General features: G+C 41.2%; 18 protein-coding genes and 1 riboswitch. Of the genes, 7 read left to right on the forward strand and 11 right to left on the reverse strand.

What is annotated here, in order from left to right:
* Window positions 1-72: 72 nt before the first annotated feature.
* The 4 genes from M3183_RS03985 to M3183_RS04000 all read right to left on the reverse strand — a co-directional run bounded on the left by M3183_RS03985 (window position 73) and on the right by M3183_RS04000 (window position 2,406).
* Window positions 73-618: a CBO0543 family protein gene (locus M3183_RS03985; protein ID WP_251466714.1), complete on the reverse strand. Its 546-nt coding sequence runs from the start codon at window positions 616-618 to the stop codon at window positions 73-75.
* 518 nt (window positions 619-1,136) lie between these two features.
* A complete protein-coding gene (locus M3183_RS03990; RefSeq protein ID WP_251466716.1) occupies window positions 1,137-1,349 on the reverse strand; it encodes a hypothetical protein in 213 nt (70 codons plus the stop codon).
* Between the two features lie 25 nt (window positions 1,350-1,374).
* Window positions 1,375-2,091, reverse strand: coding sequence for an MFS transporter (locus M3183_RS03995; protein ID WP_251466718.1), 717 nt, complete (start codon window positions 2,089-2,091; stop codon window positions 1,375-1,377).
* A gap of 42 nt (window positions 2,092-2,133) precedes the next feature.
* Complete coding sequence (locus M3183_RS04000) at window positions 2,134-2,406, reverse strand: hypothetical protein (RefSeq protein ID WP_251466720.1); 273 nt, start codon at window positions 2,404-2,406, stop codon at window positions 2,134-2,136.
* A gap of 209 nt (window positions 2,407-2,615) precedes the next feature.
* Here M3183_RS04000 and M3183_RS04005 point away from each other — a divergent pair, with 209 nt between their 5' ends.
* Window positions 2,616-3,053, forward strand: coding sequence for a MarR family winged helix-turn-helix transcriptional regulator (locus tag M3183_RS04005; protein WP_251466723.1), 438 nt, complete (start codon window positions 2,616-2,618; stop codon window positions 3,051-3,053).
* Window positions 3,054-3,138: 85 nt separating this feature from the next.
* On the opposite strand, the gene M3183_RS04010 is transcribed toward M3183_RS04005, so the two are convergent.
* Window positions 3,139-3,633: a CarD family transcriptional regulator gene (locus M3183_RS04010; RefSeq protein ID WP_251466725.1), complete on the reverse strand. Its 495-nt coding sequence runs from the start codon at window positions 3,631-3,633 to the stop codon at window positions 3,139-3,141.
* A 143-nt stretch (window positions 3,634-3,776) separates the two neighbouring features.
* On the opposite strand from M3183_RS04010, the gene M3183_RS04015 reads away from it, so the two are divergent.
* Window positions 3,777-4,043 (forward strand): hypothetical protein, encoded by a 267-nt coding sequence (locus M3183_RS04015; protein WP_251466727.1) that lies wholly within the window; start codon window positions 3,777-3,779, stop codon window positions 4,041-4,043.
* A gap of 833 nt (window positions 4,044-4,876) precedes the next feature.
* Here the strand turns inward: M3183_RS04015 and M3183_RS04020 are convergent.
* The 6 genes from M3183_RS04020 to M3183_RS04045 all read right to left on the reverse strand — a co-directional run bounded on the left by M3183_RS04020 (window position 4,877) and on the right by M3183_RS04045 (window position 10,000).
* Window positions 4,877-5,413 (reverse strand): GNAT family N-acetyltransferase, encoded by a 537-nt coding sequence (locus M3183_RS04020; RefSeq protein ID WP_251466729.1) that lies wholly within the window; start codon window positions 5,411-5,413, stop codon window positions 4,877-4,879.
* A gap of 225 nt (window positions 5,414-5,638) precedes the next feature.
* Window positions 5,639-6,382: an energy-coupling factor transporter transmembrane component T family protein gene (locus tag M3183_RS04025; RefSeq protein ID WP_251466732.1), complete on the reverse strand. Its 744-nt coding sequence runs from the start codon at window positions 6,380-6,382 to the stop codon at window positions 5,639-5,641.
* The gene (locus M3183_RS04030) at window positions 6,379-7,968 is read right to left on the reverse strand and encodes an ABC transporter ATP-binding protein (protein ID WP_251466734.1); all 1,590 of its coding nucleotides are present in this window, start codon (window positions 7,966-7,968) and stop codon (window positions 6,379-6,381) included. Before M3183_RS04030 ends, M3183_RS04025 begins: the two co-directional genes overlap by 4 nt.
* Window positions 7,940-8,536, reverse strand: a complete 597-nt coding sequence (locus tag M3183_RS04035) for an ECF transporter S component (protein ID WP_251466736.1) — start codon at window positions 8,534-8,536, stop codon at window positions 7,940-7,942. The genes M3183_RS04030 and M3183_RS04035 overlap by 29 nt, the downstream gene beginning before the upstream one ends.
* On the reverse strand, window positions 8,533-9,216 hold the full coding sequence (gene tenA, locus M3183_RS04040; RefSeq protein ID WP_251466738.1) for a thiaminase II: 684 nt from the start codon (window positions 9,214-9,216) through the stop codon (window positions 8,533-8,535). The genes M3183_RS04035 and tenA overlap by 4 nt, the downstream gene beginning before the upstream one ends.
* 101 nt (window positions 9,217-9,317) lie before the next feature.
* Window positions 9,318-9,424: riboswitch (TPP riboswitch) on the reverse strand.
* 60 nt (window positions 9,425-9,484) lie between these two features.
* Window positions 9,485-10,000 carry a hypothetical protein gene (locus M3183_RS04045; protein ID WP_251466740.1) on the reverse strand — a complete coding sequence of 172 codons (516 nt, stop codon included), beginning with the start codon at window positions 9,998-10,000 and terminating at the stop codon, window positions 9,485-9,487.
* 129 nt (window positions 10,001-10,129) lie between these two features.
* On the opposite strand from M3183_RS04045, the gene M3183_RS04050 reads away from it, so the two are divergent.
* From M3183_RS04050 to M3183_RS04070, 5 genes are all read left to right on the forward strand, one after another.
* Window positions 10,130-10,594: a hypothetical protein gene (locus M3183_RS04050; protein WP_251466742.1), complete on the forward strand. Its 465-nt coding sequence runs from the start codon at window positions 10,130-10,132 to the stop codon at window positions 10,592-10,594.
* Window positions 10,595-10,619: 25 nt separating this feature from the next.
* A complete protein-coding gene (locus M3183_RS04055) occupies window positions 10,620-11,180 on the forward strand; it encodes a CBO0543 family protein (protein WP_251466744.1) in 561 nt (186 codons plus the stop codon).
* Between the two features lie 95 nt (window positions 11,181-11,275).
* Complete coding sequence (locus M3183_RS04060; RefSeq protein WP_251466746.1) at window positions 11,276-11,494, forward strand: hypothetical protein; 219 nt, start codon at window positions 11,276-11,278, stop codon at window positions 11,492-11,494.
* Between the two features lie 134 nt (window positions 11,495-11,628).
* On the forward strand, window positions 11,629-12,348 hold the full coding sequence (locus M3183_RS04065) for an AzlC family ABC transporter permease (protein WP_251466748.1): 720 nt from the start codon (window positions 11,629-11,631) through the stop codon (window positions 12,346-12,348).
* Complete coding sequence (locus tag M3183_RS04070; protein WP_251466750.1) at window positions 12,339-12,665, forward strand: AzlD domain-containing protein; 327 nt, start codon at window positions 12,339-12,341, stop codon at window positions 12,663-12,665. The genes M3183_RS04065 and M3183_RS04070 overlap by 10 nt, the downstream gene beginning before the upstream one ends.
* The last annotated feature ends 23 nt before the right edge of the window (window positions 12,666-12,688 follow it).

Below are 12,688 nucleotides of genomic sequence, written 5' to 3' on the forward strand. Positions count from 1 at the left end.
GCTATTGTGTGCGCAACCCTTCTTTTTTTCTACAAAAAGAAGGGACATTCTGAAAGCCGGCCCCTTTGTTCGTCATTTCATTCTATCCAATGGAACATCAAAAATCAGTAATAGAATAATAATGATAGGGATTGAGAGCACATAGGCAATTAAAGGCTTTTTATGATGTAAAATTAACATCGGAAACATCATGCAATTAAAAGCAATGGACCATCCAAAATTCCAGCCATTATCATAATGAAATAAGCCCATCAAATGATAAGATAATTCGATTCCACAGTTAAACAACACCCAAAATGCTATATATAAGACTTGCTTTCCTATTGAACTGGGATAATGAGAAAGAAACAATAATACCGTACAGGTAAAAGCAATAAAGGTGACAATAAGGGCATTGATCGTATGGGTTGGAACGAAAAAATCACTAAACACCCATAAGGGGTAATTGTAGGTTAACACATCATATAATAAGGACATCGAAATCTTATAAAGAATGGTCGTATGATACCGTTCCCAATGCTTCCAATCTGCCCACCGCCAAGCTGCTAATATAAATATCAGAGAACCCAAGATTTGAATGGCCGTTTCCCTCCCTGCAAACGCTCCTCGAGTTATCATATTTTCCAATTAAATGGAAAATTATTCTTGGCTTTTAGACATAAAAAAGGCATTTAGCGTGAAAATGTAAATACCATTGCTGTTTTGCTTTTAAAAAATACTTAGAGTGCACTGGTTCTGCAGCCTTTACCGTTGTAGGAGATGGTTCTTTTCCTTCACTTGGTTTTTTGAAAAGGCTCTTTTCTAAAAGATTGTTGCTTTTTGCTCCCTTTTTAAGATTCGTTCAAAAAATAGGGGTAGAAATTCCCCTTATTTAGGAAATTGGATGTTAATTAGCTGAAATAGACGGAGGAATTTCCCTTATTTGATTTTAAACGGCTAAAATCGGGTGCTTTTCATTGAATAACGGAAAAAACTCCGCTTATACTTTACTATTTAAGCTTCATTTTGCAAATAACGGGAAAACTTCCGCTTATTTTTTACTTCCAAGGGGGCTATCCTGTAATCCAGCTTTTTCGCAGAGTCCGCTTATTCCAAAATAGAATAAACCACCGCTTTTCTTGGCATAACAACATAGTTTACGAAAACAGCCTTTGAAATAGAAAGAACAGATCAAGGCAGCCACAGATATCCCTGTTACCAAAGTAGAAAGTATATTTTACGCCGGCAGCTAATATGTCGCTCTGTGCGGCATTAGGAGCTCCAGCTGCGAAACTAGTTTGACCAGCTGTAAACAGGGTAATCGCGATAGCAGTACCTGCAGCCCCGGCTGCTTGTTTCAATGTATTCATGGCGGCAGATCCACCTGCATATAACTCACGCGGTAATACATTCAGACCATTGGTTTGTGATGGAATGGTGACCATTGTCAACCCAAAGAATAGAATCATAAAGCCGAGCAGGGGTTGATGCTGAAATAACGGCAGCAAAAATGAGATTACCAATCAATACAATCATAGATCCTGCGATTACTAATTTTTTTGGACCTCTTTTATCAAACAGGGTTCCGACAATCGGTGACATGATTACATTGACAGCATTACCTGGAAGCAATAATAAGCCAGCCGCCGCAGTGCTGAATAATAAAGATTCTTTTAGATAGATTGGCAAGAGAATTCCAGTTGATAAAATGACTAAAATACTTAAGAACATCATCACTGTTCCTAATGTGAACATAGGGTGCTTGAATACTCCTAAATGGATCATAGGCTTATCATGGAATTTTGCCGGAAGAGCGATACCCTCTGCTAGTAATGGAGTCCATAATTTGGGAGAGGCAAAGGATATTTCAGCCATCACCGCCAAAGCATAAATTAATCCGCCAAAACCAATGGTTGATAAAACGATCGATAAGAAATCGATTCTAGGTTTAGTTATTTCCGAAACATTGGCCATTTTAGCGGCAGCAAAGAGTGTCAGTACCACATAAATAACCGCACTAAACCAGAAAATATAATGCCACCCAAGCATACTAATAATAACCCCTGAAAGTGCCGGTCCTAAAGCTGGCCCTAATGTAATTACAAGCCCCATAATCCCCATGACCACACCGCGTTTATGGAATCGGGAAAATCATTAACAGAACCAATCGTCATGACCGGAATTAAAATACCTGTTCTGACAGCTTGGATGATCAGGCCGGTTTCCAATACAGCGGGGGAAATCGTTGCTAAAACTGCCCCCGCCAGCGTGATAGCAAGTCCTCCGATCACTAATGTTCGTAAACCATTTCATTAAAAGAGCGGAGATTGGCACTAAAATCGCTAAGGTTAGTAAATATCCTGTTGTCAGCCACTGTGCAACAGGAGCCCTAATGGAAAATTGCTCCATAACATTTGTTAACGCCATATTTAATGCCGTCTCACCAAAATAAACCGATAAACGCACCAAACATTAAAATAAATGCCATTCTCTTGGGGTTTTTTACTTGAATATATGAATTCAACACAAACTTCTTATCCTGTTATAGAAAATAATTAAATAAAATGTCAACTTGGTTGACATATAAAAAATTTTTTTGTATAGTATTGTCGATTAATGGATTGGAGTGAAAACACTTGAATCATGAATTAGAACACTTAGATTTAATTGACTTATTAAGTGAGCGGCATCTTTTGCTTCGACAAATTACAGAGAAATTGTGGAATGATCGCAGTGATATTCATATCTCCAATTCTGAATGGTTTATTATGGCGCGAATATACAAAAAACAGCCGACCATTGCATATGTATCCAAAAATGTGGATATCTCCCGGCAGGCTACCCATAAATTTATCAAAAGACTGGAATCAAAGGGCTTAGTGGAAGTAATGAACGTTGAAAATAATAATAAAGAGAAGTGCATCAAATTAACGCCATTAGGAAACGATTATTTTGAAAAAAACGCGGAACTTAAGAAAGCACTTGAGAGGAAAATTACCAATCAAATGGGAGAGAAACAGGTTGCATTCCTGAAAGATATTTTGAAGGCTGACTGGGGAGTCGGAAATGATTAGACACGCGCAAGAGCCCTCGGAACAAGCGCAGCTTTTTTAATAAAAAAAAAGAGTTGTGGACTACATCCTCAACTCTTTCATGCCATTATGCTTTTATCATATTGTTGACTTGTTCCGAAATATTTTCTAATGTGGTATCTAACGTCATAGCCATTTCTTGAAATAATAGATGTTGAATGGGTTCTAATATTTTGCGGTCTTGCTCATGCATTTTTTTATTGTCCAAACTTAACTCCAATTCTTTTCTCAATAAGGTGTTGGTAATTTGGGCAATTTCCATGCGGTCGCCAGCTTTTATCTTATCGTGGTATTGACTGTATCGTTGTTTTGAATTTTCAATCCACTTTACCCCAGGCTGTTTAAACGATTGTAAAATTTCCTCAGCCTCTGCCTGATCCATCATCTCCAGCATCACGACTTTATCGCTGTCCACTGGTACACTAATGGTTAAAGTAGACTGTTCAAGAGGATGTAAAACATAATATTTTCTGGTTACATTGGAAATTGTCTTTTCACATATATCATCAATTCTGCTCAAACCATGCACTGAATAAATAATGACATCTCCAACATTAAACATTGCCACAGCCCCTTATATATATATATTGTAAACCTAGTTTACTACTAGTATAACCCTATTTTTGTCAATTGTCAACCTTGTTGACAATGAGAAACGGGTTCCTATATAGTAAAAAGGGTGATTTTTAATAGGAGATGTAAGAAATGGACATGGAAAAAGAAGAACATGACGGGGGTTCTGAACCTGTCATTCCATTCGAAATGGGAGAAAAAGTAAAGATAAAAAAAGTTGAAAGTGAACTAAAACAAAAAATGGAGCCAGAGGATTACTATTATTTAAAAGGCTTTGAAAATAAAGTGGGGACAATCAGCGAACAAAAGAGAAATCAATTAGGCATCTGCTCGTATAGAGTCGATTTTGACGAAAAGCACTTTGGCTATTTTTATGGCAAGGATTTAATTGAAATATAGTAATAATTAAAGGAACCAATAAAAAAGGTGCACTGCGCGGACTATGGGCAAGTTAAAGAGCGCGGAAGAATAAAAAAAGGGCCTCCGCGCGCGCTAAGAAAAGGTTAAAGAGCGCGGAAGAATAAAAAAAGGGCCTCCGCGCGCGCTAAGAACAGGTTAAAGAGCGCGCAAGAATAAAAAAGGGAACCCCATGCGCCCTAAGAGCAAGTTAAAGAGCGCGGTAGAATAAAAAAAGGAACCCCGCGCGCGCTAAGAAAAGGTTAAAGAGCGCGGAAGAATAAAAAAAGAGCTCCCGCGCGTACTAAGAACAGGTTAAAGAGCGCGGAAGAATAAAAAAAGGATCGCCGCGCGTACTAAGAACAAGTTAAAGAGCGCGGAAGAATAAAAAAGGAAGCGCCGCGCGTACTAAGAGCAAGTTAAAGAGCGCGCAAGAATAAAAAAGAGTCCCCCACGCGTACTAAGAGCAAGTTAAAGAGCGCGGAAGAATAAAAAAAGGGTAGCCGCGCGCGCTAAGAACAGGTTAAAGAGCGCGTGAGAATAAAAAAAGGATCGCCGCGCGCGTACTAAGAGCAAGTTAAAGAGCGCGGAAGAATAAAAAAAGGGTAGCCGCGCGCGCTAAGAACAGGTTAAAGAGCGCGGAAGAATAACAAAAGAGCCCCCGCGCGCCCTAAGAAAAGGTTAAAGAGCGCGCAAGAATAGAAAAGGAGGCGCCAATCGCATCATGAACACTTCAAAGAGCGCAATAGACCAACATCGTTACTGCTCCGCGCACTATGATCATCCCTCAAGGTACATATTCCTCAGAGACAAACTCCGTCTTCCTGCAGATCAGATTATCTTTTATTTGCCTTCTGCCACTCACTCTCAAGAATACTCATTTCCCATTGATTCCAATAGTCGTCGCCGATTTTACTGGAATCCCGCAGTAACCCTTCTTTGACAAAACCAGCTTTTTCGTAGCAGGCGATAGCGGGAGTATTGAAGTCAAACACACCTAAGCTGACCCGGTGCATGTGCAGTTCATCGAATGCAATTTTTAGGATTTCGTTGATCATTTGCCGGCCGATGCCTTTTCCTCTTGCATTTTCATCCCCAACTAAAACTTTCCCCACTCTAGCGGAACGGTGCTTTCTATCAATTCTTCCTAAAGAAATGTGACCGACAACATTTCCCGTCTCGTCATCTACCACTTTAAATATCAAGGTATCTGAATTATCATGATTGGCATTCATGATATATTTTTCTAACTGGCTCTCCGTTAAGGGATATTCAAATGCAGGGCCAGACCATTGAAGCAGGAATTCAGGTGATTCAACCCAATGGATGAGCTGCTGAAAATCAGATCGTTCAAAGTATTTTAGTTCAATCATTGCCATTCTCCTCTTTTTATTTTTAGTTTACTATATAGGATGTCCTTGGAAACTTATTTTGGCAATTTTTCGAGGCGTTATGGTTATTTTTAAATAGGTTTTGGCTATTTTTTAAGCCTTTTGGCTATATTCCAATCCCGTTTAGCCGAAAATACACTTTATAGAAAAAAACCTCAGCACACCCAGCAATGAAAATTTCGTCGCTAAGTATACTGAGGATTCCCCTTATAAAACGAAACCTGCCATCCACACCCCAAAAACTACAACCATCAAACCAATGAAATAAACAAAATCTTTCCCCGCAAGTTTGGTTGTTTGATAGTACGTCCGGTCTCTGCTGCCGGTAAATCCGCGCGCTTCCATGGCGATGGCGATCCGTTCCGATTTTCGAATCCCCTGGGTGAAGAGGGGCAGGGAGTATCTGGCAAAGGCTTTCCAGCTGTTTTTCTGCTTGTATCCGCGAATCTTATGGGCGGCTTTCATTTGGCTGAGTTCGGATTGGAACAGGGGAATGAAACGAAATCCTGCTAGTAACCCGTACGCCCATTTAGGTGAAAGCCTGCATTGATGAATCAGGCTCATGATGAACGAGGTTAAATCGGTGGTCGATGTGAATAATAGACCATATGTAACGAACCCCAGCATCCGTAAGGAAATCGTCAGACCATGACTGACGCTCTCTTTCGTGACATGAAACCAGGCCCAGCTCCAGATTGTTTCTTCACCTTTCCCAAATGCAGCCATCATCCAAAAAATCATCACAAAAAAGCCAAAATAGGGGAGAAGCCTTTTTAACAAATAAGAAATTCTCCAACCGCCAATCGAAATTCCAATGGCCACAGCAAGCAGCCAGATAGCGAGTGTCTCTCTAAAATCCGAGATGGCCATTAGCATAAACATCACGAGCAGGTGGGCAAACAGCTTGCAGGCAGGATTTAGAGATGACAGCCAGGAATGATTTCCTTTCATACAAGACTCAGCTCCTTTCTTGCATGAACTAACTTGTAATGAAGAGGAGGGACCAACGAACTGTCCTCCAGCAGCACCTCGTTCATAAATAATGAATAAGGGGTGCCGTAATAAGCTGCTTTTCCATTTTTTAAAAGCAGAACTTTGTCTGAACATTGATCCACTAGATTCATATCATGGGTCACCATAATGATGGTGGTGCCTTGTGCCTGCCTTTCCTTTAATTTTTTAATCAGTTCCTTCGCCGTTTTTTCATCCTGGCCAAAAGTGGGCTCATCCAGCAATAATACATCCTGGTCAAACAATAACATCGTTGCCACACTTAATCGCCGTTTCTGGCCGAGACTCAAGGTGAAAGGGTGGGCATCACGATGGGCCTCTAGTCCAAATTCCCGCAGCAGCTGATGGGTTTTCTCCTGAATCTGTTCTTCCGTCCAATTTCGCTGGCGGCCGCCAAAGGCGATTTCTTCAAAGACCATATCGGCAATAAATTGCAGTTCCGGGTTTTGAAATACAAATCCGGCCTTCTCATACAGCTCCACATCCGGCCATTTAGAGAGTTCTTTTTCTAAAAAGTAAATCTTTCCCTTTCTCAAAGATTCTAAGCGGGCCAGACTTTTTAAAAATGTACTTTTACCGCTGCCATTTTTTCCGACAATCGAAATCCATTCTCCTTTATGAATGGTAAGATTGAGATCTTGAACAATAGCTTTTTTACCATAACCGATTGTCGCGTCTTCTACCCGAATCATCGGGTTTCCTCCTACAAAACGATGTTCCTCTGATCGTGTCTCTATGAATCTTGTAAGCTCAGCAGATACGGGATGGTCATGATTCTCCACCACATCATTCCATTTCACAGGGAAAAGCTTTGGCCGCCAAATTCCGGCCTCCTTGATCTCCGCATCGAATTCCCTCAATACTTCTTCAGGTTTGCCGCTGCCAATCATCCGGCCGTCTTTATTCAAAAGAATGACCCGGTCCATCCATTCAATACAGCCATCCAGCACATGTTCGACAAATACCATCGTTTGGCCGGTCTGCCGGGAGAGGTTCTTTAACAACTCAAAGATTTCTATTCTCCCTTGAGGATCAAGCTGTGCCGTTGGTTCGTCAAAAAACAAGACTTCCGGATCCAGCGCCAATATGCAGGCGAGTGCCAACCGCTGCTTCATCCCGCCGGAAAGTGACTCAATGGATGTTCGTTTATCGATGTTCAACCCTGCTTTATCCATGACGTCTGAAATCATCTCATCCATCTTCCCGCGCGGAATCCTCCGATTTTCCAGGCTGAAGGCAATTTCTTCGTCTACATGAAGCATGCAAAATTGCGAATCAGGGTCCTGGAACATCACACCGGCACGTTCCCTGCGTACGACTTCACCTGTCACTTCTGCATCCAAAAATTCCGGAATAATCCCTGAAAGGGCGGAAATTAACGTCGATTTTCCGCAGCCGCTGGGTCCTAAAATTAATAGTTTTTCACCAGGGTGGATCGATAAGGTAATGTCATCGACAATCTTTTTGCGATGCTGGTAAAAACGAACAGAAAGATGATTACAGCCCAGATACATATTCGTCTGCATGGCCTTGTTTTCTTCTTTCCTTCATGATTTCGTATTGGTCCAGCACGCCTGTTTTGACAAGAGATCCCACAACCACTTTGGCCAGCAGGCCGCCAAGCAGGATGCCGCTGATTACTTGAATTACTAAGGTTGATACCAATACTTCAGCAGTGTAATAGCTAAAGCCGTTGGCCAGCAGGTTATAGGCCATGCTGCCGCAAGCGGCTAAGGCGCCTGAGAGCATTAACACTGATACGTGATAGCGTTTGTACCGGAACAGGGCAAAGGCAATTTCTGCTCCAATGCCTTGAAAAACACCCACCATAAGAGCGGATAACCCGAAATGGCTGCCGGTTAGTAATTCAACCGCTGCAGCGGCGGTCTCTGATATGAATGCTGCGCCGGGTTTTCGGATAATGCAGGCAGTAATAGGGCTGGCAATCACCCAAATGCCAAACATAAAATGCGCACCCATCGGTCCGACAAGGGCAGAAATCGGAATCCATAGTGTCGACCAGCCTAAATAAATGACTCCGCAGGCCACGGCTAAAATGACAGTAAGGACAATCTCTTTCATTTTCCATTTCATCTTTTCACCAGCTCCAGCCCAACAGGCCATTCTTCCCGTTTGAAGGCCATATCCCAAAATAGGTATTCCAGCTGACAGCTTAAGAGGAAGTGCTCCTTCATCTTTGCTTTTTCCTTTTCCGATGCATCCTGGACTAGTTCATCAAGCCGTTTGCAGAACTTTTGGGTTCCATCCGGCCGGTTTCCGTAAAAATGAATCCATTCATAAAAAGGATGGGAAGGGTCTGGATTGACTTCTTGGATTAACTTTTTGCCAATCTCCCAATAGGTCCATGGGCATGGCAGGAGTACAGCCAAAATTTCTGCTAAAGACCCTTCATGGGCAACGGTTAACATATGCCGGATATAATGATGCGAGGAAGGGGACAGGGAATACCCTTGTAATTCCTCATAGGAAACACCGGCGGCTTGACAAAAATTATGATGCGGGTGGATTTCACTGTTTAAAATAAAGGCGATCTGCTGGTTGAACATTTCCATGTCTTCGCGGTTATCACATTTTGACACAGCGATTCCATAGATGCGGATAAAGGAATTTAAATACTCAAAATCCTGCTTCACATAGTGAATTAATTGTTCCTTTTCCAATTTCCCGTTGGCAATTCCTTGTACAAATGGGTGGTCAAAAATAGCTTGAAAAATCGGTTCTGCCTCTTTCCTTAGTTCTGCTGAAAAACTCATCAATATGGCCTCCTTAGAATTTTTTCGCAGAGGGTGAGGAGGCACCCATATAAAAAGCCGCCCCCAAAAATGGAGCGGCGCAAATGACAAAATGGACTATTTGAGCTCTGTCTCCACTTTCCTCCGCTAGTATGAACTAGATCAGGTTCGAAGGGTCCAAGATTCCAATCTTGTCTCAGCCGTGCCCACGGCTCCCCCAGTGGTAACCTATTCATTTGCCTATAACTATACATGACACATTTTGGTAACGTCAATAGGAATTTTGTCATTAATGAAGAAGATTCAGAATTTTTTTTATTAAGGAGTCCTGATTCGTGTTCTTCTCAGATGTTTCGGAGTCAAGTTCAACTACATACTGAAAGCCATAAAGAAGCAGCGCCCTTAAAAAGTCGATGCCCAGGTATTGGAACTTGGTCAGCTTATCCAGGTAAAACACCTTAAAATGCTTCACAAATTTTAAACCGCCAAAAAAGATAAAGCAGATGTGGAGAATGGTATTAGAAAGTAAAAATAATGGGAACCTGCCAAAAAACAATTTTAAGGCCCAAAGGCTGGATACGAGGTAAGGTCCGAAGTTAAAAAAATTCATGCTATCTAAAGGCGGCATCCCTTTGAAAAACCGCCACCATTTTTTCTTTTCACCGTACAAATCCAATGCCTTTGTGAAGGTACTCATAAAGATGGCGGCCGGAAGATATTTTTTCAATGCATTTCGGCCTAATAATGGCACTGTCAGCCAGGGAAGAATGAGTAAAGCTATGTAAAGTAATTTTGAATTCTTCATCTTATCTCCTCCTACTAACTTAGATTGTGCATTTTTAGGTCAATTACTCAATGCCTGTAAAAATAGGTGTTTTTTTTGCCAATAGGATACGATAAAAAGAACAGAATAAGGGTTTGAGGTGAAGACAAAATGATGAAAAAAAGACATCTAATATTTAATTTAGCCATCATCTTAATTCCATGGGGATCATTGATGTTTATTGGTAAACGCAATTTGAAACGTTACTCTTTCGCAGGTATTTTTATTGTGATTTTTGAGATTATCAATCATTTGTATGGGCATAAGCGGCATTGGTGGAAGTTTTACGATAAGAAGGACGCTTTTTTCAAGGATGAACTTCCTTTTAGTATTGGTCCATATATGCCTGTTTCTTTGTGGCTGCTAAAGTACTCATTTGGCAGCTTTAAAAAGTTTGTCGTCCTGAATGTGATTTTTGACGGCCTTTTTGCATTTTTGTTTATTGATATCTTCAAAAAAATGAAAATTGTAAGCCTGAACCGGATTAATCATATTCAATTTTTTATTTATCTGCACTATAAAGCTTATTTACTGTATGGGTTTCAATATTTGGTGGAAAAGCTAAAAAAAATGTAAAGTACCTCTTTTTTTATGGTGAAATATGAAACGATTAATTGATGATGAAAAACTCAAAAAAGGCAATGAATTTTATGACAGAATTCATCAAGTGGAAGTGGATCATTTTCACTATTGGCAGGAAAATATCCTGTGGAATTGGGAGTTTTGGCTTTCAGCTGTCCTCTCCGTTCTGCCGTGGGTGATCTGGTTTATTTTTCGAAAACGCGGCAGTGAGGCCAGGCTTCTTTTAGCCGGTTGCTTTGTTTTGATTATCGCTTGCTGGCTGGATTTTATGGGGGTCATTAGTGGACTTTGGTATTATTCCGGGAAAGTGATGCCGACGATTCCTTCCTTCTTTCCTTGGGACTTTTCCTTATTGCCTGTGATCATGATGCTTTGGCTGCAATATAAACCAAACTTACATCCTCTCCTAAAGGCATTTATTTTTTCAGCATTTTCCGCTTTTATTGGAGAACCTTTTTTTGAATGGGTGGGAATGTATTGCACGGAAAAATGGAGCAGCTTTTATTCTTTTATCATCTATATGGTTATTTATTTACTGGCCCATTGGATTAGCAGGACGAAGGCATTTGATTCGTTATAAGATCTATTAATGTTTGGCTGTAATGGAAAAAAGGTTCATGAATCAGCCTGTTGTTTTTTTCTAAACCTAAAAGAAAAAAGGTGGTGGAAAAGAACATGATGATTGCATCCATTCTGATAGGGATTTTATTAGTGGCCAGCCTGGTTTACACCTTTAGAGCAGGCAGGGCAGTCGATGTAAGGAACAGTGAGGTAGATAAAGAAATCAGCGGCACCATTAAAAAGAACTGGGTGTCCTTAAATCCGATTTTCCTTGCCTATATCATTGGAATTGGGGCCATGCTTCTATATATCGTATACCATATCGTCAGGTAATAAGGCTGACTTAATTTTACCCCTGCATGTAAGGCAGGGGTTGTTTTTTATATTCCTAAAGATTCCATTGAAGCCATACAATGGTGGTGATAAAGTTATAATTATAGAAATTGTTTGAATTGCGAGGGAAGAGGATGAATTTAACAAATAACGTTCTATTGCGGGAAGAAAGCAGTTTCCTGGCTGGTGCGCGGGACTGTTTACCGACCGTTTTAGGGTATTTAAGCATTGGCTTTGCGGCAGGAGTTGTGGAAAAGACTGCCGGCCTGTCGATTATGGAAATCGGCTTGCTGTCCTTGCTTTTATATGCAGGTTCGGGCCAGTTTATCGCAGCTGCCATGATTGGGGCAAACAGTCCTACTTTCGCGATTATCTTTACGATTTTCTTTGTGAACCTTCGTCATCTTTTGATGAGCGCGGCCTTATCACCTTATTTTCGCCACCTTACACCATTTAAAAATATATTAATCGGTTCGCTGCTGACAGATGAAACTTTCGGAGTTGCGATGAATGTAGCCGCCGGTAAAACATTTATCAGTGAAAAATGGATGCATGGTCTAAATGTCACTGCCTATTTAAATTGGTTCGCCGCCAACATTGCAGGGGCCTATTTTGGCGCATGGATTGCAGACCCTGAACAATTTGGCCTGGATTTCGCATTGCCCGGCATGTTTATTGGTCTTTTAGTATTGCAGATGGCAAGCCGGAAAAAGATTGTAAGGGATATTATAGTTGCACTTAGTGCCGTGATCATTGTGGTGGTCGTTAGTCAGCTCACTTCAGGCAGTGTGGGTGTGATTGTAGCAACCGTTATCGCTTCCACCATAGGAATGGCGGTGGAAAAATGGAAGTAAGATGGTCGATTTTTTTCATTATTTTAGGGATGGCTCTGGTTACCTTTATTCCAAGGGTGCTTCCGATTGCCATCTTAAGCCGAGTTGAGCTGCCGGATTGGGCTATGCGCTGGTTAAATTATGTCCCAATCGCTGTAATGGCTGCGTTAGTGGGGCAGGAATTATTAATGCCAAATGGAAAGCTTGAGCCATTACAAAGCAATATGGAACTGATTGCCGCACTCCCTGCCTTTATTGTGGCGATTGTCACACGCAGCTTGCTAGGGACGGTTGTGGTTGGGATTATTGCGATGATGGTATTGCGGATGGCGGGGTAATGGGGCGCCCCTTTTTATAAGTT

The organism is Neobacillus mesonae (assembly GCF_023715155.1).
Taxonomy (GTDB): domain Bacteria; phylum Bacillota; class Bacilli; order Bacillales; family Cytobacillaceae; genus Neobacillus; species Neobacillus mesonae_A.

Coding starts and splice junctions, on each gene's coding strand:
- M3183_RS04000 (WP_251466720.1), bottom strand. CDS start 2,406: ATGGCGTTAACAAATGTTATGGAGCAATTTTCCATTAGGGCTCCTGTT.
- M3183_RS04060 (WP_251466746.1), top strand. CDS start 11,276: ATGATGATTGCATCCATTCTGATAGGGATTTTATTAGTGGCCAGCCTG.
- M3183_RS04055 (WP_251466744.1), top strand. CDS start 10,620: ATGAAACGATTAATTGATGATGAAAAACTCAAAAAAGGCAATGAATTT.
- M3183_RS04070 (WP_251466750.1), top strand. CDS start 12,339: ATGGAAGTAAGATGGTCGATTTTTTTCATTATTTTAGGGATGGCTCTG.
- M3183_RS03990 (WP_251466716.1), bottom strand. CDS start 1,349: ATGAATACATTGAAACAAGCAGCCGGGGCTGCAGGTACTGCTATCGCG.
- M3183_RS04045 (WP_251466740.1), bottom strand. CDS start 10,000: ATGAAGAATTCAAAATTACTTTACATAGCTTTACTCATTCTTCCCTGG.
- M3183_RS04020 (WP_251466729.1), bottom strand. CDS start 5,413: ATGATTGAACTAAAATACTTTGAACGATCTGATTTTCAGCAGCTCATC.
- M3183_RS03985 (WP_251466714.1), bottom strand. CDS start 618: ATGATAACTCGAGGAGCGTTTGCAGGGAGGGAAACGGCCATTCAAATC.
- M3183_RS04050 (WP_251466742.1), top strand. CDS start 10,130: ATGATGAAAAAAAGACATCTAATATTTAATTTAGCCATCATCTTAATT.
- M3183_RS04010 (WP_251466725.1), bottom strand. CDS start 3,633: ATGTTTAATGTTGGAGATGTCATTATTTATTCAGTGCATGGTTTGAGC.
- tenA (WP_251466738.1), bottom strand. CDS start 9,216: ATGAGTTTTTCAGCAGAACTAAGGAAAGAGGCAGAACCGATTTTTCAA.
- M3183_RS04015 (WP_251466727.1), top strand. CDS start 3,777: ATGGACATGGAAAAAGAAGAACATGACGGGGGTTCTGAACCTGTCATT.
- M3183_RS04035 (WP_251466736.1), bottom strand. CDS start 8,536: ATGAAATGGAAAATGAAAGAGATTGTCCTTACTGTCATTTTAGCCGTG.
- M3183_RS04065 (WP_251466748.1), top strand. CDS start 11,629: ATGAATTTAACAAATAACGTTCTATTGCGGGAAGAAAGCAGTTTCCTG.
- M3183_RS04025 (WP_251466732.1), bottom strand. CDS start 6,382: ATGAAAGGAAATCATTCCTGGCTGTCATCTCTAAATCCTGCCTGCAAG.
- M3183_RS04030 (WP_251466734.1), bottom strand. CDS start 7,968: ATGCAGACGAATATGTATCTGGGCTGTAATCATCTTTCTGTTCGTTTT.
- M3183_RS03995 (WP_251466718.1), bottom strand. CDS start 2,091: ATGGGGCTTGTAATTACATTAGGGCCAGCTTTAGGACCGGCACTTTCA.